The sequence below is a fragment of the Paenibacillus sepulcri genome (assembly GCF_042647105.1).
Classification (GTDB): domain Bacteria; phylum Bacillota; class Bacilli; order Paenibacillales; family Paenibacillaceae; genus Paenibacillus_Z; species Paenibacillus_Z sepulcri.
Genome location: NZ_JBHRUP010000001.1, coordinates 2901298 through 2927891, shown reverse-complemented (window position 1 = coordinate 2927891; position 26594 = coordinate 2901298). Strand labels below are relative to the sequence as shown.

The 26594-nt window shown below is 52.4% G+C and carries 23 protein-coding genes; 18 read left to right on the top strand and 5 right to left on the bottom strand.

Annotated features, from left to right (window positions below; all coding sequences use genetic code 11):
- Positions 1-67: 67 nt before the first annotated feature.
- Complete coding sequence (locus ACFOLF_RS13185) at positions 68-1777, bottom strand: alpha-keto acid decarboxylase family protein (protein ID WP_210046333.1); 1710 nt, start codon at positions 1775-1777, stop codon at positions 68-70.
- A 181-nt stretch (positions 1778-1958) separates the two neighbouring features.
- A complete protein-coding gene (locus tag ACFOLF_RS13180; protein WP_210046292.1) occupies positions 1959-3056 on the bottom strand; it encodes an L-dopachrome tautomerase-related protein in 1098 nt (365 codons plus the stop codon).
- A 338-nt stretch (positions 3057-3394) separates the two neighbouring features.
- On the opposite strand from ACFOLF_RS13180, the gene ACFOLF_RS13175 reads away from it, so the two are divergent.
- On the top strand, positions 3395-4750 hold the full coding sequence (locus tag ACFOLF_RS13175; RefSeq protein ID WP_210046291.1) for a dipeptidase: 1356 nt from the start codon (positions 3395-3397) through the stop codon (positions 4748-4750).
- A gap of 109 nt (positions 4751-4859) precedes the next feature.
- Here the strand turns inward: ACFOLF_RS13175 and ACFOLF_RS13170 are convergent, their stop codons facing one another.
- Positions 4860-5294 carry an RrF2 family transcriptional regulator gene (locus ACFOLF_RS13170; protein ID WP_210046290.1) on the bottom strand — a complete coding sequence of 145 codons (435 nt, stop codon included), beginning with the start codon at positions 5292-5294 and terminating at the stop codon, positions 4860-4862.
- Positions 5295-5444: 150 nt separating this feature from the next.
- On the opposite strand from ACFOLF_RS13170, the gene ACFOLF_RS13165 reads away from it, so the two are divergent.
- From ACFOLF_RS13165 to ACFOLF_RS13140, 6 genes are all read left to right on the top strand, one after another.
- A complete protein-coding gene (locus tag ACFOLF_RS13165) occupies positions 5445-6377 on the top strand; it encodes an alpha/beta hydrolase (protein ID WP_210046289.1) in 933 nt (310 codons plus the stop codon).
- 253 nt (positions 6378-6630) lie between these two features.
- The gene (locus ACFOLF_RS13160; RefSeq protein ID WP_210046288.1) at positions 6631-7209 is read left to right on the top strand and encodes a class I SAM-dependent methyltransferase; all 579 of its coding nucleotides are present in this window, start codon (positions 6631-6633) and stop codon (positions 7207-7209) included.
- Between the two features lie 7 nt (positions 7210-7216).
- Complete coding sequence (locus tag ACFOLF_RS13155; RefSeq protein ID WP_210046287.1) at positions 7217-7852, top strand: phosphatase PAP2 family protein; 636 nt, start codon at positions 7217-7219, stop codon at positions 7850-7852.
- Complete coding sequence (locus tag ACFOLF_RS13150; protein WP_210046286.1) at positions 7849-8469, top strand: DedA family protein; 621 nt, start codon at positions 7849-7851, stop codon at positions 8467-8469. Before ACFOLF_RS13155 ends, ACFOLF_RS13150 begins: the two co-directional genes overlap by 4 nt.
- A complete protein-coding gene (locus ACFOLF_RS13145) occupies positions 8466-9161 on the top strand; it encodes a response regulator transcription factor (protein WP_210046285.1) in 696 nt (231 codons plus the stop codon). The genes ACFOLF_RS13150 and ACFOLF_RS13145 overlap by 4 nt, the downstream gene beginning before the upstream one ends.
- Entirely contained in the window at positions 9151-10215 is a 1065-nt protein-coding gene (locus ACFOLF_RS13140) for a HAMP domain-containing sensor histidine kinase (RefSeq protein WP_379113572.1), read from the top strand. The genes ACFOLF_RS13145 and ACFOLF_RS13140 overlap by 11 nt, the downstream gene beginning before the upstream one ends.
- Before the next feature lie 18 nt (positions 10216-10233).
- Here the strand turns inward: ACFOLF_RS13140 and ACFOLF_RS13135 are convergent, their stop codons facing one another.
- Both ACFOLF_RS13135 and ACFOLF_RS13130 read right to left on the bottom strand, forming a co-directional pair.
- Positions 10234-11052 (bottom strand): WYL domain-containing protein, encoded by an 819-nt coding sequence (locus ACFOLF_RS13135; RefSeq protein WP_210046284.1) that lies wholly within the window; start codon positions 11050-11052, stop codon positions 10234-10236.
- A complete protein-coding gene (locus ACFOLF_RS13130; protein ID WP_210046283.1) occupies positions 11027-12352 on the bottom strand; it encodes a helix-turn-helix transcriptional regulator in 1326 nt (441 codons plus the stop codon). Before ACFOLF_RS13130 ends, ACFOLF_RS13135 begins: the two co-directional genes overlap by 26 nt.
- Before the next feature lie 158 nt (positions 12353-12510).
- On the opposite strand from ACFOLF_RS13130, the gene ACFOLF_RS13125 reads away from it, so the two are divergent.
- From ACFOLF_RS13125 to ACFOLF_RS13075, 11 genes are all read left to right on the top strand, one after another.
- On the top strand, positions 12511-13293 hold the full coding sequence (locus tag ACFOLF_RS13125) for a nucleotidyltransferase domain-containing protein (RefSeq protein ID WP_210046282.1): 783 nt from the start codon (positions 12511-12513) through the stop codon (positions 13291-13293).
- A gap of 264 nt (positions 13294-13557) precedes the next feature.
- Positions 13558-14211: a Crp/Fnr family transcriptional regulator gene (locus ACFOLF_RS13120; RefSeq protein WP_210046281.1), complete on the top strand. Its 654-nt coding sequence runs from the start codon at positions 13558-13560 to the stop codon at positions 14209-14211.
- Between the two features lie 20 nt (positions 14212-14231).
- Positions 14232-15071 carry an ABC transporter ATP-binding protein gene (locus tag ACFOLF_RS13115; RefSeq protein ID WP_210046280.1) on the top strand — a complete coding sequence of 280 codons (840 nt, stop codon included), beginning with the start codon at positions 14232-14234 and terminating at the stop codon, positions 15069-15071.
- The gene (locus ACFOLF_RS13110; RefSeq protein WP_379113574.1) at positions 15004-15768 is read left to right on the top strand and encodes an ABC transporter permease; all 765 of its coding nucleotides are present in this window, start codon (positions 15004-15006) and stop codon (positions 15766-15768) included. Before ACFOLF_RS13115 ends, ACFOLF_RS13110 begins: the two co-directional genes overlap by 68 nt.
- A 115-nt stretch (positions 15769-15883) precedes the next feature.
- Positions 15884-16924 (top strand): ABC transporter substrate-binding protein, encoded by a 1041-nt coding sequence (locus tag ACFOLF_RS13105; RefSeq protein ID WP_210046279.1) that lies wholly within the window; start codon positions 15884-15886, stop codon positions 16922-16924.
- Entirely contained in the window at positions 16921-17850 is a 930-nt protein-coding gene (locus ACFOLF_RS13100) for an MBL fold metallo-hydrolase (RefSeq protein ID WP_210046278.1), read from the top strand. The genes ACFOLF_RS13105 and ACFOLF_RS13100 overlap by 4 nt, the downstream gene beginning before the upstream one ends.
- A 329-nt stretch (positions 17851-18179) precedes the next feature.
- Entirely contained in the window at positions 18180-18860 is a 681-nt protein-coding gene (locus ACFOLF_RS13095) for a TIGR00266 family protein (RefSeq protein ID WP_210046277.1), read from the top strand.
- Between the two features lie 647 nt (positions 18861-19507).
- Complete coding sequence (gene ltrA / locus ACFOLF_RS13090) at positions 19508-20800, top strand: group II intron reverse transcriptase/maturase (protein WP_379219461.1); 1293 nt, start codon at positions 19508-19510, stop codon at positions 20798-20800.
- Positions 20801-21440: 640 nt separating this feature from the next.
- The gene (dgoD, locus tag ACFOLF_RS13085; protein ID WP_210045277.1) at positions 21441-22622 is read left to right on the top strand and encodes a galactonate dehydratase; all 1182 of its coding nucleotides are present in this window, start codon (positions 21441-21443) and stop codon (positions 22620-22622) included.
- Positions 22623-22720: 98 nt separating this feature from the next.
- Complete coding sequence (locus ACFOLF_RS13080; protein WP_210045276.1) at positions 22721-25384, top strand: hypothetical protein; 2664 nt, start codon at positions 22721-22723, stop codon at positions 25382-25384.
- Between the two features lie 137 nt (positions 25385-25521).
- Positions 25522-26499, top strand: a complete 978-nt coding sequence (locus tag ACFOLF_RS13075; protein WP_210045275.1) for an aldo/keto reductase — start codon at positions 25522-25524, stop codon at positions 26497-26499.
- Positions 26500-26594: the final 95 nt, after the last annotated feature.

The following is a 26594-nucleotide window of genomic DNA, read 5'->3' as shown; positions in this document are numbered from 1 at the left end:
CAGTCTGACACATATCGATCAACATAGGCACGTAATTGTTTGTTTTCGACTAACTCGAAACTTCTGCTCAGCGTCCTCCACGTTCCTGCTCCTCCAAATACTTGCGGAGGCGGATGAGATAATCCGGTGCATCCAGTTGGTCAGTGGTAATCAGCTCAATGATGCACAGTTGATTTATTTGCGCTTGCTCTGCCGCAGCAATCACCTCGTCCAGTTCACGGTTGGTGCGCACTTGGGCAGTGAACGCCTTTCCGCCAAAGGCTTCTGCCAGCTGCGTATAATGCCAGGCGGGAATTTGATTGTATCTCTGATTGGAAGTCTTAACGTTCAAATATTTTTCGATCGTGTAGCCGCTGTTGTTGAGGATAAATAGAATCGGCCGGCAGCCGTTGCTCAGCATCGTGCTGATTTCTTGAACCGTCAGCTGCAGAGAGCCGTCTCCCGTAAACAGCAGTACACGCCTGTCCGGTGCCGCGATACATGCTCCTAACGCGGCAGGGGTTGCATAGCCGATGCTTTGCCAGCCCTGTTGGCAAATATAATCGGCTCCCGCCGGAAGCCGCACCTGTGACATTCCATACGCAAAGGTTCCAGTCTCAACCACGACAATATCCTTGTCCTTCATCATACTCTGAAAGCGGGGATAATACGTTGCCGCCCGGATTAACTGATCAGGCTCGCCAATTATTTCATCATACGGGAAGGAGATCTGAGGCAAAGGTCCGCTTCGGGTCCAGCCGCACGCATTCAAGGCAGCGATGAGATCCGCCGCCATAACCTGCTCGTACATTGATTCTCCGACCCGTACAAACTCCGGCTGGATGTCGACGAGTCGAAGGCGATCGAGCTTCGCCGTATTATTCGCCGAATTGACGTCGGTCCAGATCATTCCGACCGCAATCATGCAGTCTGCGCTTTCAACGATATTCCTTACCTGTTCGCTGCCGAAAGCTCCGCCGTATACCCCGATATAATTCGGGTGCCGTTCGTCAAAGCTGCTCTTGCCAAGCAGGAGAGATGCGGCTGGCAAGTTTAAGCGCAGCGCCAACTGCTGGACGGCATCTCTGAATCCGTAGCGGAGCGTCAGCATGTCCGAAAGCAGCACCACGTTGTTTGTGCCGTTCAACAGTCCGCGAATATGCTGAATCGCTGCTTCAAGGGCAGGCTTGCTTGTCGCGCTTTGCATCTCCTCCGGAATAGTTCGACGGACGATGGGCTTTGTCACCAAATCGATCGCTACCATGAGATAGACCGGCTTGCGGGTTCGCTTGGCTATGCGGATGGCCGCCGGGATCTCCTCCTCGGCGTTCTCCGGTGTCAAAATCGCCGTATAGGCGCATAGGTGCGTGTATATTTGCCGGAATACGCCGAAGTCGCCGTTCAGCAGCGTATGGTGCATCAGCTTATGCGCCTCTTGATCCCTCGATTTCGGAGCTCCGACGATATGCACTAACGGCACATATTCGCTGTTCGCTCCCGCTACCGTATTGCAGGCACTCATCTCCCCAACGCCGAAGGTTGTAATTAGCGCCGACAAGCCTCGTAGCCGTCCGTAGCCGTCAGACGCATATCCAGCTCCCAGCTCGTTGCGTCCATTGACGAATCGGATTCCTTCATATCCCTCCAATGTATCCAGAAGGCTGAAATTGTAATCGCCAGGAATGCCGAAAATTTCGGTAATGCCTTCCGCTTTCAGACAATCGAAAAGATACTGCCCCAGTGTAGGCGAAGAAGCCGGCATGGGCGGCTGCATTTTATCCGGTTTGTTTTTAAGCATTGTCAAGTTATACGTTCCTCCTCAGAGATTTCCGATGGATAGCTTGTTTCATATGCACGGAGAGATACAGCGTTACCGCTCTAAATTCCCCCAATTACCGCCTTATCATTCCTGGCTCTTCTGCGGGCATCGCGAAGTCCATACGTTGCTTAGTGTAGAAATCGTTATCAACTGTTATTTTTTATGAAAAGGTAGGAGCAGGCAATTCATCAATTTTCATACGGAGTAAACTATAAGGTTTTTGTCGCAGGTCTTTTCCATAATGATAGCTTGCCTGCCGATGTAATTGGTTCACAATAACATATAAGTATTGATCCGGACCAATTGAGAAAGTATCCGGCCATAAAATTCCCGGTTCATGTGCGATAGTCTCCATTGAGCCATTCGGGAATATCTTTCGGATGCTGTTGTTTTCATAGTCTCCGGCATAAACGATTCCTTTTGCATCGGTGACCATTCCGTCTGACGCACCTTTTTCTCCCCAATATCTCACATGATAACGTAAATCCATATCCGATATCGTTCTGTCTCTTATACGTTCTGTTGGGATCGAGTACAGATGACGACTGGACAGCGGACAAAAAAATAATAGCTTACCGTCAGGGGAAATCGCTATCCCATCAGAGGCCACTCTAAAAGGAGAAGTAGAGCTGTCCTTGTTTCGGTTCATCAAAATTTTACCTTCTACTTTCGGTATAAAATAGGGATCGGGTGAAGTTGAATTTGCTCCATTCAACCGTCTAAACGCATTTCCATTTGCTAAATCTACGACAATAATCGCTCCTGGTCCTTTGGAAGATGAATCCGTTATATAGGCAAAACCTGCTTGACCAACACGAAAATCAAATCGGACATCATTCAGATAAGTTGTTGGCAGGACAACATCTTCTGTAAATGTATATACTTTGCTTATTGTGTTTGTTTTTAAATCTACAGCGACTAATTTTGCCCCGCCTTTAATAGGTTCAGTAGAATTTGGTGCTGCTGTATCTAATACCCAAAGCGTTCCCCTTCCATCAGCAAACACACTTTGGACACTGATGAAAGACATTGTGATATTCCACGGGTTTGCCAAATTGGTTTCTATACTGGGATAAGGCTGCAATCTATCCTCAACAATTTCCGCCACCGTAAAGGTAACGTCGTCTCCCCATCTCGGAAAGCAAATGAAAATACGCCCGGTTTCTGAAACACTAACACCTGTCGGCATAGCCCCATAAAATGAATGAACAAGTTCTAACTTACCGAAATAATGTTCAATGGGTAACATCGGTTTCATGATATCCTCCCCCACCAGATTCGCGCAGATAACACCTATATATGCGGGTTGGGGCTTTTTTATGGATGGAATCGCAGTCTAATCAAGGGAGCTTGGCAGCCCAGTTGGCGAACGCCATAGGGGGAGAATTTTTGCCGCCATACGGAAAAGTCAGCAGTCCAGCTCCGGAAGCGGAGCCAATTCCACGCAAGGATAGGTTTAGGATACAAAGTCTTTTTGGTTTTTTCCCAACTCGGGTTATAATGGCAAAAGATGGACCAGCCCGGATCACCGCCGTATCCTGCAAGGATACTCAAGCGGGGGGAGAACGGGATTTGGTTATATAAGGAGGCCTACCCATGGATTATAAAGCTTATTTCGAGCAGCGGAGAGAACAGCATCTGAACGAGCTCAAGGAATGGATCTCCATTCCCAGTATTTCGGCGCTGTCCGAGCATAAGGAAGATGTGAACAGGGCGGCCAGCTGGCTGTCGGACACCCTGAAGAGGGCAGGTCTGGACAACGTCGAGATTCATCAAACAAAAGGGCATCCGATCCTTTATGCGGATCATCTGCATGCTCCCGGAAGGCCTACGGTTCTCGTCTATGGACACTATGATGTGCAGCCGGTGGACCCTCTGCATTTATGGGAGACGCCTCCCTTCGAGCCCGACATCCGGGACAACAAGCTGTATGCCAGAGGAGCGACGGACGACAAAGGCCAGCTGTTCCTGCATATTAAGGCCATCGAAGCCTTGATCCAGTCGGAAGAGCCGCTCCCGGTCAATATCAAGCTGATTATTGAAGGCGAAGAGGAAGTAACGAGCACCAATCTCCATCCTTTCATCCATACATACAAGGACAAGCTTGCGGCGGATGTGGTGCTCATCTCCGATACTGAGCTGCTTGCTCCGGGCAAGCCGGCGATCAGCACGGGCCTTCGCGGTCTCTGCTCGCTTGATGTGTCCGTACGAACAGCCAAGACCGACCTGCACTCCGGAACCTTCGGAGGCGGCGTTCCAAATGCGCTCCATGCCCTGGTTTCCTTGCTCGCTTCGCTTCATAACGATAAGGGACGCATTGCAGTCGATGGATTTTATGACGATGTGCCTGACCTTACGCCGGAAATGAGAGCCGAGCTTGCCAGGAAAGAGTTCGACGATGAGCAGCAAAAGATCACCCTCGATCTTGATGCGCTATACGGCGAGGAAGGCTACTCCTACGTGGAGAGGACCGGAGCGCGGCCCACGCTGGAGATCAACGGCATGTACGGCGGCTTCCAGGGTGAAGGCACGAAGACGGTCATTCCTTGCGAAGCTCACGCGAAAATCACCTGCCGCCTGGTAGGCAAGCAGGATCCCCAGGATATTCTGGACAAAATCGAACGCCACATCCGCAGCCATACGCCTGCAGGAGCGAGAGTAACTGTCGTGCAGCGGGAGAAAGGCAATCCGTATACCATCGATCCGTCCGTTCCCGTGCTGCAAAAGGCGGCCGACGCCTACGAGCGCGTATACGGCGTACGTCCCGTATTCACCAAAGACGGCGGCTCCATTCCGATTGTCGAAGCGCTGGCCCGGGAGTTGTCCGTGCCGGTCGTGCTCATGGGCTTCGGGCTTCCCGATGAGAATCTCCATGCGCCCAACGAGCATTTCCATCTGGAGAATTTCGATAAAGGATTGCTGACCATCGTAGAGTTTCTGAAAATGGTCTGATTCTCTGATTGTTGGAGCCAACAGCGGTCCCCTGTTCAAGCCTTATATCTATTCAAGAATGGAAGCCGCTGTCCAAGAGGCTTCCATTTTCTTATCGTCATCTATTCATTTATTTCTGGAATGTTTTAAATAATGCACCCTGTCTGTCAATTTCCTCGATCGAATAAACATCCAGAGTACTTTGAAACTGCTGTTCTGCTTTATCAATCAGCAAAGAAATAAACTGTTCAGTTCCTGTGCTTGGCACAGACCAATAAGGCGTGCTTTGCGATTTCCCAAGCACCCGGTAGACTTCGCCAACTGTAATTTCCCGCGGTGATTTCGCCAATGCATAACCACCTTCGCGACCTCCATGGGCGGATACGATTTCAGCTTTCGATAGTGCTGCCAGGATCTTTCGCACATAGCTTGGCTCCGCACCTAATTCGTTGGCTATATTTTGACTCTTCAACAATTTATCCGTTCTAGAAAGAAGAACAAGGGCGCGCAGAGCGACATGAAACCATGTCGGGCCCAGTTCCCCGGATTGAATTAGTAATTGCATGTTCTCCTCCAGTATCGCGGTATTATATCTTACTATATCATTTTCTCTGAGTTGACATCTATTATCGGTTCATGATAATTTTTAATTGTGATTAATAATTCACAATTAAATTGCAGGCCAATTGAATGATCTTGAGGAGGTTTAAGTTGTATGGATTTCATTAGCAGAGTCGTACCGGAGTTAAGACCGATTTTGTCGTTATTGCCGCCTATACATCTGCCTGGGGATTTAGCCATGATAAGACAAGCCCCTATACCTCCCGCCCAGGAATCCGAAGATGTTATTACGATTTCCCGCCATATTTCCGGAGCAGCCGGCCAGGAAATGCTGGTAAAGATTTATGAGCCGAGGAATCGAAATCAAGCTGCGCTTCCTGCTTTGTTATGGATCCATGGAGGGGGTTATGTTATTGGACACCCTAACATGGATGACGGTTTATGCCAAACCTTCGCTATAACGGCTAATTGTATCGTCGTGTCGGTCGATTACCGGTTGGCACCGGAGCATCCATATCCGGCGGCGATTGAGGATTGTTACAAGGCATTAAAGTGGATGTCTGACAATTCTGACGAGCTGAATATCGATGTGACCCGTATAGCCATTGCCGGTGCGAGCGCTGGCGGAGGCTTGACGGCTGCTTTGGCTTTAATGGCTCGCGATAAAGGCGGACCGTCGATCGTTTTTCAAATGCCGCTATATCCAATGATCGATGATCGTAATACGACTCCTTCAAGCTACGAAATAACGGACGAAAGAGCAACCTGGAATCGATCTAAAAATACAGCTGCATGGAGCATGTATTTAGGAGAACATGCAGACGGGGAGATATCCCAATATGCAGCTCCTGCCCGCGCGCATAATTTGGCTGGCTTGCCCCCCACATACACTTGTGTGGGTCAATTAGATACGTTTCGTGATGAAACCATTGAATATGTCGCGCGGCTTGCCCAATCGGGAGTTGACGTGGAGTTCCAGTTGTACCCGGGATGTTTCCATGGCTTTGAGAGTGTCGTTCCTAATGCGAAAGTAAGCCAACATGCCAGAAACGAGTATGTTAACGCATTAGCCGCAGCATTAAAGTGAAGAGTCCTGCTTTAACCAGGAGCACCTCTTGGAAGTTGAATGGGAGCCATTTGTATGATTCCGATTCAATTCTGAGGGTGTTTTTGTTTTTCTTTATAAGATGCGGTAGCCGCGTAAATCGCGGCTATTTTTGTTTATGGGATCAAGTTCTTGTTTGTCCCCATTTTCTTCAGAAAATATTCAGAATTTCCCCCACTTTATCCGCAGAATTTTTGGATAGGATAATAACTGTTGGATAAAGGAGGGCGATAACATGCAGGTTAATATAAGAACACGTATTCAGGATAACTTTCTGTTTCTGTCGAGGTTTCTAAGCTCGCCCGGAATCATCGGGAGCGTGACCCCAAGCTCGAAATTTCTGGCCAAACAAATGATAAATGCTGTCCCATGGAATCAGGTATACCATGTCGCGGAGCTTGGAGCCGGGACCGGCGCGATCACCAAATACATTCAGGAGGCCCGGCGGAAGGATACGAAAGTCTTGCTGTTCGAGCAGGACACGCGTCTGCGTCATAAGCTGCAAAACCAATACCCGGCCTTCTCCTGCTATGAAGACTGCCGAGAGCTCGAAGCTGCTTTGCGCAGTGAAAACATCAAGCAGCTCGACTGTATCCTCAGCGGTCTGCCCTTCTTCAACTTCCCCCAGGAGGTGCGGGACAGGCTGGTCGGTCAAATCGTGGCTTCCTTGAGGCCCGGCGGCTTGTTTATTGCTTTTCAATATTCACAGCAGATGAAAAAGCAGCTGAGCGAGCATTTTGAAATTGAGCAAATCAAATTCGTTCCGCTTAATATTCCTCCGGCATTCGTCTATATATGCCGCAAAAAAGGGTGAGACAGCCATGATCGCGGGAGCAAAACGGTATCTGCCGCTGCTGTGGATGCTGGCCATACCGGTATTGAATGTATTTTATGAGATATTGAACCGCGCAGGGGCCCATGTCAGCAGTTTGGCGACGGGACTGGATGAACGTACTCCTTTTCTGCCCGCCTTTATTATCCCGTATCTGATCTGGTATCCCTTCATTATGATCATGCTGATCGTATTGTTCATGAAGAGCAGAACGGTCTATTACCGGACGCTGCTGGCCTTGAGCCTCGGCTTGATTGGATGCTATCTGACGTATTATTTTTATCAAACGACAATATCCCGTCCGACGATTACGGAGCATGGGCTTTTCTATTCGCTCGTAAATATGATTTACCATTCGGATGGTCCGTATAATTGCTTTCCGAGCATTCATGTTCTGACCAGCTACCTGATGCTCAAAGGCGTGTCGAGCTGCACGAATCTTTCCAGAATGACACGATGGTTTGTTGTCGTCATGGGATGGTCAATCATCGTTTCGACCGTATTTGTGAAGCAGCATGTGTGGCTGGATATGGCCGGTGCCATTTTGCTGGCGGAGATGATGTATTATGCGGCAGGGACATGGCTTCTTCCGCGGACTGCGGTTCAGAGGAGGCAGGTTGAATGAACGCGGATATGATGCTGGGGCTGATTCAGCATTTTGGCTATGCTGCGCTGTTCTTCGTCTTATGTCTGGGCCTTATCAGTATTCCGGTTCCCAATGAGGTCATTGTCATGACAGCCGGAGCGGTGACGGTGAGCGGAAGCCTGCTTCCTTTGCCGGCGTTTCTGTGTACGTATCTGGGCGTTCTGTCGGGGCTAACGTTCGGGTATACGATGGGACGCAGGTACGGCAGACCGATTCTGAACAGATGGGAGCGGAAGGCACGGATCGGGAAAGCTATGAAATTTGCGGAGAAGCTCATATCCAAATACGGAAAATCAGCCTTGTGTGTGAGCTATTTCTTTCCCCTTGTTCGCCATATTATGCCCTATCTTGCAGGGCTAAATCGGATGAGCTTCAAGCTGTTTGCATTTTTTTCCTATGCGGCAGGCTTAGTGTGGACGCTGATTTATTTTTTCCTCGGCCGTCTTGTCGGGAACCACGTGCAGGAGGTGGGTTATGTGATTTATAATTATGGCATGAAACTGCTGTGGCTGCCGATCGTACTGCTCGTTGTTCTGGGCATTATCAAATGGTCTGCCCGCCTGCGCAATGAGAGGAAGGGAACGCTGGGCCGATGAGTACGATTCTTGTCGTTGACGATGATCCGGAAATCCGCGATGTTCTTCATATCTACCTGCGCAATGAAGGCTATCATGTGCTGGAAGCGGAAGACGGGGTGCAGGCTCTGGATACTCTGAAGAGCGGTCAGATCCATCTGATCATACTGGATATTATGATGCCTAATCTGGACGGGATCAAAGCCTGTCTCCAAATCCGCGAGGAGTCGCAAATCCCCATCATTATGCTGTCGGCCAAAGAGGAATATCTCGATAAAATCATGGGCTTGTCGACCGGAGCGGATGATTATGTGACCAAGCCCTTCAATCCGCTGGAGCTTATGGCCCGCGTGAAAGCGCAGCTTAGAAGACAGGGCTACTCCTCCTCCGCAAACCAGGACGCCGATGAGGGGGAGATCCGCATCGATGAGCTTGTCATCAATAAGGATGAACACACCGTCACGGTTCGCGGCGCACCGGTATCTCTTACTCCCATCGAATTCTCCATTCTGGAATTATTGGCGGGGAGCCGCGGGCATGTGTTTAATGTCGATCATATCTATCAGCGGGTCTGGAAGGATCAGACCGGATTCTTCTCGGAAAATACAGTGATGGTCCACATCCGGAATCTCCGGGAGAAAATCGAGCTGAAGCCGCGGGAGCCGCAGTATATCAAGACCGTCTGGGGAGTGGGATATAAGATTGATAAATAAAATCTGGGCCATACTGGGAGGCCGCAACAGTATCCGCGGCCAAATGCTCTGGACGTTTGTCTTAAGCCTGCTGCTTGCTGTGCTCGGTAATTTGCTGGCCAATTTTTTTACGCCGGAATCTGCTGGCACTCTTACCCTTTTTCTGAATCCCCTCTCTTTTTTTCTCTGCTTTTTTATCTTCTTTTTTCTGTTTACCCACCGAATTGTGCGGACCTTCAGGGCCATTACGGATGGTCTGAAGCTGATCGCCAGCGGGAATTTGAGCTGCAGGGTGCCTGCGGCCCGGGAGGATGAGCTGGGGCTTGTGGGCCGGAACATCAATCAGATGGCGGTGCAGCTTCAGCAGCAGATGGAACGGGAACGGCAGCTCGAGAAATCCAAGATGGAGCTGATTACGTACGTATCCCATGATTTGAGAACGCCGCTCACCAGCATCATAGGCTATCTGGATCTGCTCAAGACACGGAAGTATCAGAATGAGCAGGAGCAGGAACGTTTTATTGATAATGCCTATAACAAGACGCAGCAGCTCAAGAAGCTGATTGACGATTTGTTCGAATATACCCGGCTGACCGGCGGCGACGTCCGGTTAGCCCTGCAGGAGGTGGATCTGAACAGCCTTCTGGAACAAATCATCACCGAGTTCGAACCGGTTGCCAGGGAGCAGGGAATTATGATGGTCAAAGAACAAAATCCGGGACCTGTCCGGGTGCGGATGGATGTGGAGAAAATCGTGCGGGCCATCGATAACCTGCTGACGAACGCACTGAAATTCTCTGAGAGGCCCGGAGAGATCCGGATCGAATTGCTGCAGCGGAAAGACCATGCGGTCTTGTCTATCGCCAACCGCGGCAAACCGGTTACGCCGGAGCAGGAGGAGCGGTTGTTCGAACGGTTCTACAAGATGGAGCCTTCCCGCAGTGACGAGAACATGCCGGCAGGCTCCGGACTGGGACTGTCGATCGCCCGTCATATCGTGGAGCTGCATGGCGGACGGATATGGCTGGAGCACCACGAAGGCCATTATAAGTTCTGGATGGAGTTTATGGTATAGAAGGGCCATCATCTGACGCTAACGAGCATCATTTTCACTCATCGCCCCATAGCGTTCAAGCGCTTTTCGGGATGTTTCCAGCATCCGCCGCTTCATATGCTCCCCCTCAACGATCCGCACTCGCTTGCCGAGAAAACGCAGCTTCGAAAGCATGTATTCGCGCTCGTCCTGGGCAAAGCTCAAGCAGATCCGATAAAGCTGATTGTCCGCGTCATAGGTCACGTCCTTCTCGAAGCAGGAGAAGGCATACAGAATACGGGAGAGCTCCCGGTTATACGTCGGCACAACCTCCACGACGGCTGTTTCTTTGGGTAATGCGAGCATGCGGTCCACCTGCTTAAGGGCATGCTCCTTGTGTCCGGGCATTAGTTCATAGCCGGTTGCGGCAGTGATTTTTTCCAGCCTGGTGCTCATGAAGGTACGGTGCCGAAAATGGTACCAGAGCAAATACCACTCCCGCTTCACCATGGAATATTCCAATTTGTACGGAAACCCCGTTTGCTCCGGACATACGCGCCCGCCTTTGAGGCTGTAAACGATGCGAATCCCCTTTTTCTGCAAAATATAACGGCGCAGCGGGCGCAGCAGAGGATGAATGACCTGCCGCTGCAGGCTCTGGGCCTTCTCCAGAAAATGCTCCTGCAGATCCATCGCTTCATCCGGCTCCAGAATCGCTTGCAGCTTCGTGAATGTCTCCTCCCGGAAGGCATCCCTGGCTGAAGGGTGCAGGAGCATGCTCTTCAGCCAAGAGCGCTCATGCGAAGTGGCCATGAAGGTGCCCGAGTCCTCCAGCCGGGAGATAATCTGATAATTAAAGATCTTCTCGAACAGGTTCATAATAGGCCGCTATCTCCTTCCATTCCGCAATCATTTCACGCCTCAGCTGGTTTGGCGCAAGCACCTCGCAGCTGGAGCCGAAGCTGCGCAGCCATGGTTTAATCTCCGTTATGCCGTTCACGAGGATCTCATAGATGAAGGACTGCTCATCCTCATCCGTGATGCTGCCCCATTGCCCCTGGAGCAGAACGCGTTCCTTGATGAAATTCGGCTGCGATGCTTCGGGATTATAAAACCGTACCCGGACGGCTGCGGGCGCTCCCGTATCGATGAGCCAGCTGTGCGCCGTTTTATGGTCCAGCTCCTCCCTTTTCCCCTGGAAGAAGTCTTCGGTGACCTGGTCATCCTCTTCGAATTGGGTGATGCCCTCCAGACGGTATTTGCGGGTGCCTTCCCTGCGGTTATGGGCGAGAAGGTACCACCTCCCATATTGGTGATCGTAGACCACCTTAAGCGGGAGCGTGCGCTCCTGTCTTCCCTCCGTATCGCGCTCGAACAGCGGATTCGTATTGCGGGAGGCATAGCTTTTCTCCGATTTCGGGGAGAAATAGAGAAAACGCACCCTGCGCCGGTTCCCGATCGCGTGAAGCAGCGTGAACAGATGCGCCTCGTCAAGAATACGCGAGTAATAATGATATTTATATAAGAATGGCTCGACGGCATCTCTGCCGTCATGGCTGCGGGCAAGGATTTTCTTCAGGCCGTCTCGGAGAAGATAGCCCTGCACAGAAGGAACCCGGGTATTGGCCATCACATCGACAAAATCAAACAGATCCATCAGCTCGTCGTCCGACAGCTGCTGCACCAGATCGTTTTGCATCCGGTAGCGGAAAGGGCGCGCTCCGGGCTCGCGGCGGATGACGCCAACCTCCTCCAGATATTTGAGGTCCGAGCGGATGGTCTTCTCGTCCGGGAAGGGCAGGTCGTCCGCGAGGCCGCCGCAGCACACATCCAGCAGCTCCATGGCCGTCAGCGGCTGCCCGTGAAGAGCGGCCAGCAGCAGGGAGATCCGCTGGCTCTCGGACTCCTTGAGCGACTTGGCGCGGAACAGAAACAGCAGCATGGGATCGGCGGAATCATAGTATTGGAAGCGGATGGTCTCCGCCAGCTCCCGGCCTTGTTCCTCGGGCTGCTGCTGCTGCACGGCGCCGACGATTTCCTTTAATTTGCGGATGGTTTTGTCAAACGTATGTACAGAGATCCCGAGCCGGTCGGCGAACTGTTGGCGGCTGTATGCCCCGCTCGTCAGGACAAGCATCCGCAGAAACTGGATTTCCTTATCAAAGCTTTCCTTGGCCAATGCGCTCTCCCCGCTTACATTCAAGTCATATTCTTTATTGTAACAGGGGAGTGCAGGGTGGGATATGGAAAAATTCCAAGAACGCTCGCTATACTTTCGCCATGTTCACTGGCCGTGAAATAAGAGAAGATGTTCCAAGGAAGAAGGAGGAATGCGGCATGACCGGATACCAGGCACAAATTATGGAACAGCTGAGGCTGATCGAGCAGGAAGAGGGCGTGAGAATTCTCTATGCATGCGAATCAGGCAGCCGGGCATGGGGATTTGCATCCAAAGACAGCGATTATGATGTTAGGTTCATCTATGTTCGTCCTATAGATGATTATTTGTCCATATTCAACAGAAGAGATGTGATTGAGCGTCCGATCAGCGGGATGCTGGATATTAACGGTTGGGATATGAAGAAGGCTCTGAATCTTTTCCGCAAATCCAACCCGCCGCTGCTGGAATGGCTGCAATCGCCAATCACTTATATGGAGAACGGAGCGGCTGCGGAGCAGATCCGCCGCTTGTCTCCGCTGACCTTCTCGCCGCGATCCTGCATGCACCATTATCTTCATATGGCCAAAGGCAACTACAGGGATTATCTGCAGGGCGAACAGGTGAAGATCAAAAAATACTTCTATGTGCTTCGCCCGATTCTGGCCTGCGAGTGGATTGAGCGGAGGAATACGATGCCCCCTATTCAATTTGAAGCACTGGTGGAAACGCTTGTGCCGGGAGGCAGCGGGCTGAAGATGGCCATTGACCGGCTGCTTGTCCGGAAGAAAGCAGGCGACGAGCTGGATATTGAGGCCCGGATTGATCCTCTCAATGCGTATCTGGAAGAGCGTATCGCTTATTATGAGGGACTGGCGTCAAGTACGCCTGTCTCGGAGGGAGCGACGAACAGTCAACTGGATGAGTTGTTTCGAGCCGCACTGAGGCAAGCTTGGGAGTAACCTTGGCATAGGGGAAGAAGCATGCGCGGCTCGCGGCATGCTTCTTTTTGTTTTCTCTTACGGCTATTTATACTGCGCATCCCGATTCCGAACCGTATAAGATGGGTTATTCAAAGGCTTTCATTTGAGTCCGGATATGAAATTTAAAATTTTGTCGGCTAAGCGACTGTTTTCGACAGGCTTTATTCATTATAATGTACATAATACTCATCCGATAACTATGAATTAAAATGGATATAGCATATAAATGAGGTGAATACGGTTTTGGAAGACTTTCAATCCGCCGAGGCCCAGCGGGAAAGTGCGCTGCTGGCGCAGCTGTTTGAGGAGCATGGGCAGCTCCGGAGCTGCAAGAAGAACGAGTATATTTTCCGGGAAGAGGACAACAGCGATGAAATTTATTATGTCCGCAGCGGGCTTGTGAAGATTTCCCAATCGGCGCAGGAAGGGCAAAGCATCACTTTGTTTCTGCGCCATGTCGGAGAGGTTTTTGGAGCTGCGGAGGTATTGATCGGGGAGAAACGGCAGCGGGATGCCAGATGCATCGTAAGCAGCGAGGTGCTGACGATTGCGGCGCCGGTATTCAAAAATCTGCTGCAAAGCCGCACCGATGTCCTGTACGCGCTGACCTTGTCGAACGCAAGGCGGCTGCTGCAAACGCAGCGGTACGTCGAGATGCTGATTTCGCGTCCTGCCGCCTGGAGACTGGCGCATTTTCTGCTGCAGCTGGGCAGACGCAAAGGCAGCACGCTTCAGATCGCGCTGCAGCTGAGTCATGAGGAAATATCCTTTATAGTCGGGTGCAGCCGGCAGACCGTTACGGAAACACTCAACAAATGGCGGGAGCAGGGACTGATAAGCTACGAGAAGAAGAGCGTGTTCATCCATGATTCCGCACAGTTTCTGTCCGGTGTCTAGTGGAGACTTGGAGGTAAGCCATGATCAAGGTTGAAGGTGTAGGAAAGACATTCAAGCAGAGGGACGCCGCTATTTTTACCGCGATTGAGAACGTATCGTTCACGGTGGAGAAAGGCGAATTCGTATCGATCGTCGGCCCGTCGGGCTGCGGCAAAACGACGCTGCTTAATCTGGTGGCGGGGCTGGAAAAAGCGGAGACCGGCTCGATCGAGGCGATTGGCCGCAAGGTAACCGCTCCGGGTCCCGACCGGATCGTCGTATTTCAGGAGCATGCCTTGTTTCCATGGCTGACGGTGCTGGACAATGTAGCCTTCGGGCTGAAGCAGCGGGGACTTTCGAAGCAAGAGCGGTACGATCTGGCCATGGAGCAGATCCGCATGGTGCATCTCGGCAAGTTTGCCGACCGTTACCCGCATGAGCTGTCGGGAGGCATGAAGCAGCGGGTAGCCATTGCCCGGGCACTCGTCATGGACCCGGAGATCCTGCTGATGGACGAACCATTCGCCGCATTGGACGAACAGACGAGGCTGCTGCTCCATCAGGAGCTGGAATCGATCTGGATGAAGACGCGCAAGACGGTTCTGTTCATTACCCATAATATCCGCGAAGCGGTGCTGTTATCCGATCGGGTGCTGGTCATGTCCACCAGGCCGGGCAAGATCAAGAAAGAATTTGCCGTACAGGCGGCAAGACCGCGCAATTCGGGAGATTCTGTGATCCATCATATTGAAAGCCGTATTCTGGACGCGCTGGCAGATGAACTGGAGAAGGTGGTGAAGGAGGAATACGGCGATGATTACGATTTTCAAAAAGGCAGGTTTTCTAATTCTTCTGATTCTTATCTGGGAGGCAGCCTATAGAATATTTGGCTGGGGCTGGCGGTTTCCTTCCGCGTTGCAAACCTTTCATACCTTTTACGACGGACTGGTCAACGGCCAGCTGCTCGAAGCGGTATACAGCAGTCTGCGCCGGATTATTATAGCTTTCGCATTATCCTGCGTGATCGGAGTGTCCCTTGGCGTGCTGTTTGCCCGGAACCGGTTCGTGGACGAGACGTTCGGCTTTCTGGTCGTCGCGCTGCAGACGGTTCCAAGTATCGCCTGGCTTCCTTTTGCCATCATCTGGTTTGGATTAAATGATTTCTCGGTCGTATTCATCACGACCATCGGCGCGACCTGGACGATGGCGATTTCCAGCCGCAGCGGCTTCCGGAACATTCCCTCCCTGTATCTGAAGGCGGCGGAGATGTTCGGAACCGGACGGGGCGTCAAGCTGTTTTTTCAAATCATGGTGCCGGCCGCTGTTCCCCATCTCATCACCGGTATGCGGATGGCCTGGGCGTTCGCCTGGCGCGCGCTTGTCTCCGGCGAGCTGATTGCCCGAGGTGTCGGGCTTGGGCAGATGCTGGAGGAAGGGCGAAACATCGGCGATACGTCCATTATGCTGTGCGTCGTTCTGCTCATTGCAGTAATCGGAACGGTCTCCGATCATCTCGTGTTCAAACGGATTGAGGACCGGATCATGGTGCGCTACGGCCTCCATTCCGCCAAATCCTAGTCCGCTGCAAGGATTGGGCTGCGCATGCGTAAAACGGCCTTTCGAACCTTGCAGGTGTTACCAGCAAGTTAAGCGCTCATCACTTGTTTTTTATAATAGAGAGGGGAAAGTTTGAATGAAAAAACAATGGTTGCTGTCCATGGTGCTTATCCTGGTGCTCGCGGGGCTGCTGAGCGCCTGCGGCTCCAATAATGAAGGCAGCGCCGGCTCGGACGGCGAGGCGGCCAAGCCGGCCACCGTCAAGATCGGGCTGCTGAAGAATGTCACCCACGCGCCGGCGTTTATCGCCATCAAGAACGGCTATTTTCAAAAGGCTTTCGGCGACGATGTGAAAATCGAGGTGCAGGCTTTCGATAACGGCTCCGATTTCTCGACGGCGATGGCGACCGGGCAGATCGATATCGGCTATGTCGGACCGGGCCCGGTTACGAATCAATATGTGCGCAGCAAAAATATTACGATCGTCTCCGGCGCCAATAACGGCGGTGCTGTGCTGGTAACGCGGAAAGGCGCGAATATTGCCGGCGTGAAGGGCCTTGCAGGCAAGACCGCTGCTATTCCGACCACAGGCAGCACGAATGAAATTTCCTTGCGTCTGCTGCTGCAGCAGAACGGACTCAGTGTAACCAAGGACGTCTCCGGCGTGCAGCTGATCACGATGGCGCCGGCCGATACGCTTGTGGCCATGAAGCAGAATCAGGTCGATGCCGCGCTGCTGCCGGAGCCGTGGGGCACGCAAATCGTCGAGCAGGGAATCGGAGATATTTTGGTCGATTGGGACAAAATTCCGCCCAATGACGGGAACTATCCGCTTACGATCCTGGTCGCTAACAATGATTTTCTGAAAAAATACCGCGGTACGGTGAAAGAGGCCATCCAGGCCAATATAGAGGCGATCGACTATATCAAATCGAACCCCGATGACGCCTACTCGCTTGTCAGCGACGAATTAAAAGAGCTGTCGGGCAAAGGACTTGAGCTTAACCTGATCAAGGCGGCGCTGCAGCATTTGATCTTGACGACGGACATCGATCTGGATGTGCTGGAGCAGATGGCCCAGGTTGCCGTCGACGCGGGCTATATCAAGGATGTGGAAGGCAAGCCGGACTTGAGCGGCCTGCTGGATCTGTCGATATTGGAGGAAGTGAAATCATGACCTTTATTCAACCTCAGCTGAATGTGCTTCCCGATTATCACGAGCATCTGAAGGTGGTTCTGCTCGGGACAGGATCGCCCCGGGCCTTCTATGGCAGGGCCAAGGCCGGCGTAGTTGTGCTGGCGGGGGATAAGACATTCCTGGTCGACTGCGGCGGTGCGGCGGTCGATCAGATGATCAAGGCGGGCGTAATGCCGCAGCGGGTGTCGGATGTGCTTTTCACCCATCATCACTACGATCATAATGGCGGATTCTTCGATGTGTTCATTACCAGCTGGAGAACGCATGTGACTCCGGAGCGGGTATTCGAGGGGCGCTCGACGCCGATGCAGGTGTATGGTCCGGACACGACCCGGGAAATTATCGGCAAAATGCGCGAGTCCTTCGAATTCGACGTCAAGCTGCGTGTCAGCTACAATCTGTCGGACGAAGCCGGCTCGCAAATTCAGTATATTGAACGCAATGAGGGCATTATCTATGACAGGGATGGCATCCGCATTACCGCTTTTGAAGTGGACCATCGACCCGTCTATCCTGCCGTGGCCTACAAATTCGAGTACAACGGGAAATCGGCCGTCATCTCCGGAGATACGATTCCGGTGCCCAATATGGTCAAATACAGCGATGGCGTTGACCTGCTCGTCCATGAAGCCTACAACAAGGAATGGCTTGATTCGCTGATCGTGACCTATCCGGAGCAGGCCCGGGCGCTGTCCAATCCGGCCAAGTACCATACGACAACGCTGGAAGCGGCGGAGATCGCCCGTCAAGCGGGAGCCAAGCATCTCGTGCTGACGCATCATATCCCGGCTCCAACGCCCGACGCGGCCGCAGAAGAAGCTTATATGGCGGGAATGAAAGAGATCTACAGCGGCCCGATTACCATGGGCAGGGATTTGATGGTGTTTGACTTGGCGGAAGCATAACAGGCATGCCGGTAAGAATTTGAACGAATGAGGAAGAATGCAACCTGGGCGTTATCGGGGGCATTCTTCTTTTTTCTTACGCAAGGATGGCAAGGATTTTACAAGAATTTTAGCTTGATATACTGTTAATGGGATTGAACTCATCTATAATAATAACAGCAGATGTTCAGTTACTGACAACCGGGCTGCGGCAAGCCTGCATCCAGCGGTTGCAGTAATATCCCGCGAAGTCACCAGGAGCCAAGAATCATTTGGCATAAGAATCGCTGACTTTTGAACGGGCAATACTGGCAGCATGGTGGTTGTATCCAGACTTGGAGGTAGAGATCATGAAGCATAGAGTTTTATATGAAGGCGCATTCGCGCTTCTTCAGGTAGAGATGGAGCAGGGAGAAAGTGTGAAGGCGGAGATGGGCGCAATGGTTTCCATGTCGCCAACGATTGACTTGAAGGGAACCGTCGATGGTGGAATTATGAGGGGACTCGGGCGGATGCTCAGCGGGGAGAAATTCTTCTTCCAGGAACTCGTCGCAGCACGCGGGCGGGCAGAGGCGCTGCTGGCTCCTTCCTCCATGGGGGATATTCAATCGATCGAGCTGGACGGTACATATAAGCTGTTGGTCCAAAAGGACGGCTTTCTCGCCGGTACATCCGGCATTGAAGTCAACACCAAAATGCAAAATCTGGCGCGCGGCTTCCTGTCCGGCGAAGGCTTCTTCATCATTGAGATCAGTGGAAGAGGTACGGTTTTCCTGTCCTCCTTCGGGGCCATTCATGCCATTAACCTCGCTCCCGGCGAGGAAATGATCATCGATAACGGACATCTGGTCGCTTGGCCGGATTATATGGAGTACAAGATCGAGAAGGCCTCCAAGGGCTGGTTCTCCAGCTTTACGAGCGGGGAAGCCATTGTCTGCCGTTTTCGGGGCGAGGGCGTTGTACTCATCCAAAGCCGCAATGCGGCCGGCTTCGGCAGCTGGATCAAACGGTTTATTCCGACAAGCGGCTAGCGCCTGGTTTTTTGTTGATGCTTCTCCTTGGGGAAAGGCTGCCGGTGCACCCTTTTTCTATGAAAAGACAGTTTAAAAGCAATATCTTGCAGACCTCTGAGACGATCAGAGGTCTTTTTTGTTTGGCGTGCCCAGAAGCACGCATTATCTAGTTGGTGAAAGTCCAACCAAGGGAGGGACCAAGCCACCCTTGTAGCTAGGATGCTTGCGCATGGCGAAATCTGTGCGTAAAAGCGCATCGACAAAGTACTTGTCGGAGACAAGGCGAGCAACATACCAGGCCGTAACATGAAGTGAATCCTGCCGCATCGTCAAAAAGGCCTCGCGAGAGGAAAAAGGGGAAGCCGAGTCTTGCAAACGTAGACGAAGGCCAAGGAAGCTGTGCAGAACTTGGAACAACAGCGAAGGATCTCCCGGTGTAATGGGATCGGCATGGTAGGAAAGATAATGCAGTGAACTGGGGAGACCCTCCCCTGCACGAAAGTTTTTTTTTCGTAGCGAGAGACTCTATAAGTCAAAAAGACGAAGTGAGCCATCTGCAGGAAGGGAGTCCGAGGGGTGCATAGTACCGAAGAATGCAGGACAACACAACCTGCGGGAGGGAAGGCGCCCTGCTTTGTTCAAGCTTTTCAAGGAGGTACGAGTGAGTGATTGCCAAATGGCTAACGACACCTAGGGAAAAAGTTCAACAACTCCAAGAGAAGCTAGGTCATGCTGCCAAGATCAGCAAGCGTAGAAAATTTCATGCACTGTACGACAAGGTTCATCGACTGGATGTCCTTCAGGAAGCGTGGCGAAGATTGAGGGCAAATAAGGGTGCGGCAGGCGTAGACGGTGAGACCATGGCTGATATTGCAAAGATAGGTGAAGATCAATTCGTCGCACAATGCCAAGAACAACTGTTGAAGAATAGCTACCGTCCCCAGCCCGTTCGTCGCCACTACATTCCGAAGAAAGATGGACGAAAACGTCCGCTGGGCATTCCGACGGTGAGAGACCGCGTCGTACAAATGGCAACGAAACGGATTGTCGAACCGATCTTTGAAGCCGATTTTCAGGAATGCTCGTATGGCTTTCGACCAAAGCGCGGCGCAAAACAAGCGCTCGAGCGAATCCGCAAAGCATGCAACCGTAAAGGCAATTGGGTGGTCGACGTGGACATCCAAGGCTACTTCGACAACATGAACCAAGAGAAACGGATGAAGCTGGTGGAAATGAGAATCAGCGACAGACGTATACTCAAGCTGATCCGGCAATGGCTCGGAGCAGGCGTGATGGAGGAAGGGCAAGTAAGACGGACCGACCTTGGCACGCCGCAAGGCGGCGTGATATCGCCGTTACTTGCGAACATCTACCTGAACTACTTCGATCTATTGTGGGAGAAACATGGCAAAGGGGTCGGAGAATTGACGCGGTATGCAGACGATTTCGTCGTGGTATGCAAGACAAGGAAGGACGCGCAACATGCGTTTAAGCTTATACAAACGATTATGGCGCGATTGGAACTGACCTTGCATCCGGAGAAAACGCGGATTGTGGGGCGATGGACGGGAGAAGAAGGCTTTGACTTCCTCGGCATGCACCACCGGAAGACAAAAGCGGAAACGGGACAGAAACGTGTGTATTACACGACCCAACAATGGCTCTGCGTAAAAGCAGAGAAGCATGTACGGGAAGTCGTAAAAGAACGACTCGCTCCGCCTAAGATGCGGCACGTTTCGTTCGAAGAACACGTGAGATGGCTCAACCTGAGAATACAAGGCTGGAAGAACTATTATGCGACGCCGTACAGCACGAAGTGGATGACGAAGCTAGATTGGTACATTCGGCAACGGCTAACGAAGTGGTACGCTAAGAAGCGCCAGCGTAGCAACTGGCGCAGTTCCGGACAAGAAGTGAAGTTGCTTAGCCACATGCATAGATTAAAGGCGCTTGCGTAAATCGCATGCACATGAATGACGAACATCGGAAAGCCGTATGAGGGAAAACCTCACGTACGGTTTGATGAGGAGGGGCTGAAATTATTCAGTCCCTTACTCTAGTTCCCACCGAACATCAGCTGCAGACTGTGACAACTGCCATGTTATTGTCCCGTCATGACGTTAGCCGTTACGGTTCATAAATAAATCCATATATTGTTTATGCAACTGATGCTAACTTAAGGAGAGGATAAAAGATGGCAAGACACAAGAAATCAAAACATTGTTGTTACGATCCCAAACCCTTTTGTAAAACGCAAAAAGTAATCTGGGTATACAAGGTGCGCTATGACCCTAAAATCATTAAAAAATACTGCAAGCCCGTTAAAAAGCATAAAAAGTGGTAATTCATGTAATTAATTTGTTTTAAACATCCATATAAACTATGGATGGCATGAAGTAGATCTCTGAATCTTTCAGAGATCTATTTGTGCTGCGTCAGCATTTTTGATCAGAAGCATGTCACTGGATGATTGCCATACGTTACAGCAGACTTATTTACCCATGGAATCGCTTACCTCTGAGGTACACTTGTAAGGGATTGCCCGAAATTACACATAAGTGGAGAACATCTTTGCATATTGAACAGTAGAAGGGTGAGATGAAGCAGATGAAGATTACAGAGGTAACAAGCTATCTGTCCAGCGACGGCGTGTTTGTCAAGGTGGAGACGGACGAAGGCATTACCGGTTATGGAGAAGGAACGAACTTCACGCCGAGGGCGGTTATCGGCATGATCGAAGAATTGAAGCCCTATCTCATCGGAGAGGATCCGCAGCGGATCGAGCATTTGTGGCAGTCATGCTTTCGCCGCCTGTTTGCCCGGGGCGGGCCTGTAACGGGTTCTGCGATTGCTGCCATTGATATTGCCTTGTGGGATATTAAAGGAAAAGCGCTTGGCGTTCCCATATATCAGCTGCTGGGAGGGTTGGCCCGCGACAAGGTGAGGGTATACGGACCGGTTGCCGGCAAATCGGCAGAAGAAATTGCCCGCAAGGCCAAGCTGCTGGCAGACCGGGGCGTTACGGCGATCCGTTACCGCGCTTTCCACGATTGGGACGATCTCAATTTGCATGATCATAAACGCGCCGTCATGCAGCAGATTGAATATACAGAGGCCATCCGTGCGGCAGTGGGCGACGAGGTGGATCTGATTATCGAATGCCATGGCCGTTATGATCCCGATTATGCGGTGATGCTGGCGAAGAATGTGGAGAAATTCCGCCCGCTGTACATTGAGGATCCCATCCGCCACGAGAATCCGCAGGCTTACCGCCGGCTCAGACCGTATACCAGCATCCCGCTGGCTACCGGAGAACGGGGACACAATAAATGGGATTACCGCGAATTGATCGAAGGCGGTCTTGTCGATTATTTGCGTCCGGATATTTGCTGGTGCGGAGGCATTACCGAAATGCGCAAAATCGCAGCGATTGCCGAGATGTATTATGTCAACCTGGTACCGCATAACAACTGGGGACCGATTGGAACGGCGGCCAGCATGCATGTATCGCTGGCGTTCTCCAATGTAGCGCTGCATGTATCGCTGGCGTTCTCCAATGTAGCGCTGCTGGAGCTTCCCGCATCGGCCAGCAACGCCGGGGATTTGGATACGACTGTAGCCTCGCCCTATCCGGTCGTGGAGAACGGGTATGCTTTTCCGCTGGATGGTCCGGGACTTGGCGTGACCTTCTCGGAGGAAGCGGCGGAGGCCCGTCCTGCGAAGCGGCTCGGCGTTGTTCCCAAGCTGAATGCGCTTGACGGATCTGTCCGGGACTGGTAGGCCGCAACCGCGGATAACGGGGCAAGCAGAAGCGCACCGACAGTACAGCTTGTCCAAGACCAGCTTGATCAACTGATTCAATTAGGAGGCTGCGGAACATGGAAGCAGATCAGAGAACGGCTGATCTTAAGAAGGTGGTCCTTATGAGGGATCATATGGAACAGGAGGGCAGCGGGACGCCCCTCGGGTGGGCAGTCGAACAGCTGTCTGCAGCCTTGAAGGGACGTTCCATAACGCTCATTCCGCAAAGCGACGCGAATTCATCCGGCGCGGAAGCAGCTATCAGACTTGTTAAAGCCAGTGATGCCGGCGGAGAAGCCGGAAATGTTCCCGCTGCTGCGGAAGCGTTCATCATCGATCGGCAGACGGGACCGGCCCGCACAACAATTGTGATCTATTCATCCGGTGACAGAGGCTTCATCTATGCGCTGCTGGAGCTTGCGGACCGGATTCAATATGCCTCCGATCCTATGGCGGAGCTGCATGATTGGAAGCGAACGGAAGAGAAGCCGGCGAACAAAGTCAGGAGCCTCAGCAGGATGTTTGTCAGCGAGGCGGAGGACAAGCCCTGGTATTACGATAAGGCTTTCTGGAATGAATATTTGAACGAAATCGCCCGGCATCGCTTCAACCGCTTCAATCTTGCCCTCGGGATGGGCTATGATTACGGTCATGATCCGGATATCCGGGACAATTATATGTATTTTGCTTATCCCTTTCTGCTGGATGTCCCCGGATATGACGTAAGGGTTGAGGGATTGCCCGGGGGAGAAGCGGCCCGCAACCTGGACATGCTCCGCTATATCGGGGAGCAGGTAAGCCGCCGCGGTCTCGATTTTCATGTCGGCATCTGGACCAACGCCTACGATTTGCCGGACAGTCCCCATCCCCATTACCGGATCACGGGACTGACGAAGGACAATCACGCCGCTTACTGCCGTGATGCGCTTACCCTGCTGCTGCAGTCCTGCACCTCTATTGCCGGCCTGACCCTGCGGGTTCATTACGAAAGCGGCATTCCGGAGCCCGCTCAGGAATTCTGGAGAGCGGCGTTGTCCGGGATTGCCGCCATCGACCGGCCTGTCAGCGTCGATATCCATTCAAAAGGGGTGGAGGCGTCCATGATAGAAATGGTGCGGGAGAGTACAGGCAGGCAGGTAACGGTCTCGCCCAAGTTCTGGGCGGAGCATATGGGACTGCCTTATCACCCCGCGCATAACCGGGAGAGGGAAATGCCGGAGGCTGATTTCAAGGGCTCCCAATATGCAGCTGTTACAGCGGGCTCCCGCAAGGTAACCCGCTATGGATATGCGGATTTTCTGACGCGCAGCCGCAATTACGATATCCTGTACCGGGTATGGCCGGGGACGCAGCGCGTTCTGCTGTGGGGCGATCCCGTCATGGCAGCGGGAAGCAGCCGGGCGGCGTCGTTCGGCGGGGCTGCCGGCCTGGAGCTGTTCGAGCCGCTGTCCTTCAAGGGCCGCAAGACATCGGGCATCGCAGGCGGCAGGGAGCTGTATGCCGATGAGCCGCTTCGTCTGGAAGGCAAAGACTGGATCAAATACGGTTACACTTATCGGCTGTGGGGAAGGTTGCTGTATAATCCGGATACGGATCCTGACGTATGGAGAAGATATTTGCGCCATGAATACGGGGCATCCGCAGGGGCTGCCGAGAAGGCGCTGGCCTTTGCCAGCCGGATTCTTCCTCTGATTACTGTCGCGCATCATCCATCCTCCGCGAATGTGGATTATTGGCCGGAGATGTATACGAATCTTGCGATCATCAAGACCAAGCCGTCCCAATACGACTACGACCTGCCGGAGCCGAAGACGTTCGGAGCAGCAAGTCCCCTTGATCCCGAAATGTTTTATTCCATCAATGCCTTCGCGGACGCTGTAATAAGCGGAACCCGCAGCGGCAAGGCAACTCCCCAGGAGGTAAGCTTCCGTCTTGACGAATGGGCAGGAGGAGCTATGAGCAGCTTGATGGAAGCCGAAGCCTTGGCGGACAAGCCTCAGAATGCAGCCTTCCGGCGGTTGGCGGCGGATGTGCGGATTCTGGCGGGCCTGGGCCGGTTCTTCGCACGGAAATTCCAGGCGGGAACCGCTTATGCCTTGTTCGAGCGCTCCAACGATGTGCGGTTTTTGTATTACGCCTTGAAGGAGTACCATCTGGCGAAGGAAGCCTGGGAGCAGATTATAGCGGCAGCTGATGGCGTTTACCGCAGCGATATCGCGTTTGGCCATAAGTCTTATATGCGTGGGCATTGGGCTGACCGCCTCCCGGCGATAACGGAGGATCTGGAAGAGATGCACCGGATATACAGGCAGTGGCCGGCCGGTGCCGGAGCTGAGGGACCGAATGAGACGGAAATCGGGGAATATGTAAGACCGCTGCGGGGACCGTCCCCGTCATATGAGCATATTCAGCCTGAGTCCTACAATCCGGGAATGCCGGTCCAAATTGCCGCAACTGCTCCATCGGCCCCGCAGGAGCTGCGGATTTACCTGCATTACCGCCATGTCAATCAGGCCGAACGGTTCGCGGTAGCGGAGATGGAGAGGGACGGCGACCTGTATCGCGCCGTGATACCATCGTCCTATACGGATTCGGTTTATTCCCTGATGTATTATCTGGAACTGGATAACGGGACCGATGCCTGGATCGCTCCGGGTTTTGACACGGAGATGGCGGGCCCTCCTTATTATGTCCTGCATTCCACATTTGTCCTCCGGGGTGGAATAACGTCTTCTAATTAGGGGATATTCGTCCGATATGGGAATATTTACTATGATAAAAAAGCGGTTTCAAGAGCAAACAGAAGACAAAAGTGTATCACGCGGGATTGTCAAAGGGGTTATAATAAAAACAATTCGGTCTAACTTGGAGGTATCCTATGAACGTTTTTCCATTGCAGCAGCGGAATATCACCAGCAGCAGAATCGTTTACGGCACGACTGGCCTTGGGGGAAGCAACAACCATGATCCCCTTACCGATGCGGACCTGTTGAAGGCGGAGCGTGCGGTCGATGCTGCGCTTGAGGCCGGGATTACGATGTTTGACCACGCCGATATCTATTCGGGAGGCAAGGCCGAGGCTGTTTTTGGAAGCGTTCTCGGGAAGAGGCCGGGCTTGCGCGAATCCATTGTGATTCAGTCCAAATGCGGCACCCGGTTCGCGGACGAGCATTCCCCGCAGCGGTATGATTTTTCCCGGGAGCATATATTACGCGCCGTTGACGGCAGCCTGAAGCGGCTGGGTACAGATTATCTGGATATTCTTCTCCTGCACCGTCCTGATCCGCTGTTCCAGGCTCAGGAAGTCGCCGAAGCGTTTCAGACGCTCAAGCAGGCAGGCAAAGTCAGACACTTTGGCGTTTCCAATATGAACGCGGGGCAGATCAAGCTTCTGCAGGCCCAGCTGCCCGATCCGCTGGTGGCCAACCAGCTGGAGATGAGCCTGCTGGATTCAAGCTGGGTCGACCGGGGCGTACTGGTCAATCAGCGCGAGTCCGTCCATGTTGTTTTTCCGGAAGGGCTCCTGGAGCACTGCATGCTGGAGAATATCCAAATTCAGGCATGGTCTTCGCTTGCGAAAGGCATCTACACCGGACGCAGCATGGATAATGCTCCGGAAGAGGTTGTCCGTACCCGCGAGCTGGTTGCCGAGATGGCCCGGCGCAAAGAAACGACGGGCGAGTCGATTGTTCTGGGCTGGCTGATGCGCCATCCGGCGCTGATCCAGCCTGTGATCGGGTCGGCCAATCCGGAGCGCATTCTGAACTGCCGGGATGCCGTGAAGCAGGCCGGGCTCATGACGCGCGAGGAATGGTATGCGCTCTATACATCGTCCAGAGGCAAATCCGTCACCTGACACAGCTGCCAGCGGGAGGCTTGACCTAAGCGCATCTGCGCTTTTCGGGTCAGCCTCCTTTCGTGCTTTATGATTTCCCGCTGAGGCTCGAACGG

What these genes read in the sequence shown, in the direction of transcription:
- ACFOLF_RS13185 (WP_210046333.1), bottom strand. Translation starts at nt 1,777, where the DNA reads ATGCTTAAAAACAAACCGGATAAAATGCAGCCGCCCATGCCGGCTTCT.
- ACFOLF_RS13180 (WP_210046292.1), bottom strand. Translation starts at nt 3,056, where the DNA reads ATGAAACCGATGTTACCCATTGAACATTATTTCGGTAAGTTAGAACTT.
- ACFOLF_RS13175 (WP_210046291.1), top strand. Translation starts at nt 3,395, where the DNA reads ATGGATTATAAAGCTTATTTCGAGCAGCGGAGAGAACAGCATCTGAAC.
- ACFOLF_RS13170 (WP_210046290.1), bottom strand. Translation starts at nt 5,294, where the DNA reads ATGCAATTACTAATTCAATCCGGGGAACTGGGCCCGACATGGTTTCAT.
- ACFOLF_RS13165 (WP_210046289.1), top strand. Translation starts at nt 5,445, where the DNA reads ATGGATTTCATTAGCAGAGTCGTACCGGAGTTAAGACCGATTTTGTCG.
- ACFOLF_RS13160 (WP_210046288.1), top strand. Translation starts at nt 6,631, where the DNA reads ATGCAGGTTAATATAAGAACACGTATTCAGGATAACTTTCTGTTTCTG.
- ACFOLF_RS13155 (WP_210046287.1), top strand. Translation starts at nt 7,217, where the DNA reads ATGATCGCGGGAGCAAAACGGTATCTGCCGCTGCTGTGGATGCTGGCC.
- ACFOLF_RS13150 (WP_210046286.1), top strand. Translation starts at nt 7,849, where the DNA reads ATGAACGCGGATATGATGCTGGGGCTGATTCAGCATTTTGGCTATGCT.
- ACFOLF_RS13145 (WP_210046285.1), top strand. Translation starts at nt 8,466, where the DNA reads ATGAGTACGATTCTTGTCGTTGACGATGATCCGGAAATCCGCGATGTT.
- ACFOLF_RS13135 (WP_210046284.1), bottom strand. Translation starts at nt 11,052, where the DNA reads ATGAACCTGTTCGAGAAGATCTTTAATTATCAGATTATCTCCCGGCTG.
- ACFOLF_RS13125 (WP_210046282.1), top strand. Translation starts at nt 12,511, where the DNA reads ATGACCGGATACCAGGCACAAATTATGGAACAGCTGAGGCTGATCGAG.
- ACFOLF_RS13115 (WP_210046280.1), top strand. Translation starts at nt 14,232, where the DNA reads ATGATCAAGGTTGAAGGTGTAGGAAAGACATTCAAGCAGAGGGACGCC.
- ACFOLF_RS13110 (WP_379113574.1), top strand. Translation starts at nt 15,004, where the DNA reads ATGATTACGATTTTCAAAAAGGCAGGTTTTCTAATTCTTCTGATTCTT.
- ACFOLF_RS13105 (WP_210046279.1), top strand. Translation starts at nt 15,884, where the DNA reads ATGAAAAAACAATGGTTGCTGTCCATGGTGCTTATCCTGGTGCTCGCG.
- ACFOLF_RS13100 (WP_210046278.1), top strand. Translation starts at nt 16,921, where the DNA reads ATGACCTTTATTCAACCTCAGCTGAATGTGCTTCCCGATTATCACGAG.
- ACFOLF_RS13095 (WP_210046277.1), top strand. Translation starts at nt 18,180, where the DNA reads ATGAAGCATAGAGTTTTATATGAAGGCGCATTCGCGCTTCTTCAGGTA.
- dgoD (WP_210045277.1), top strand. Translation starts at nt 21,441, where the DNA reads ATGAAGCAGATGAAGATTACAGAGGTAACAAGCTATCTGTCCAGCGAC.
- ACFOLF_RS13080 (WP_210045276.1), top strand. Translation starts at nt 22,721, where the DNA reads ATGGAAGCAGATCAGAGAACGGCTGATCTTAAGAAGGTGGTCCTTATG.
- ACFOLF_RS13075 (WP_210045275.1), top strand. Translation starts at nt 25,522, where the DNA reads ATGAACGTTTTTCCATTGCAGCAGCGGAATATCACCAGCAGCAGAATC.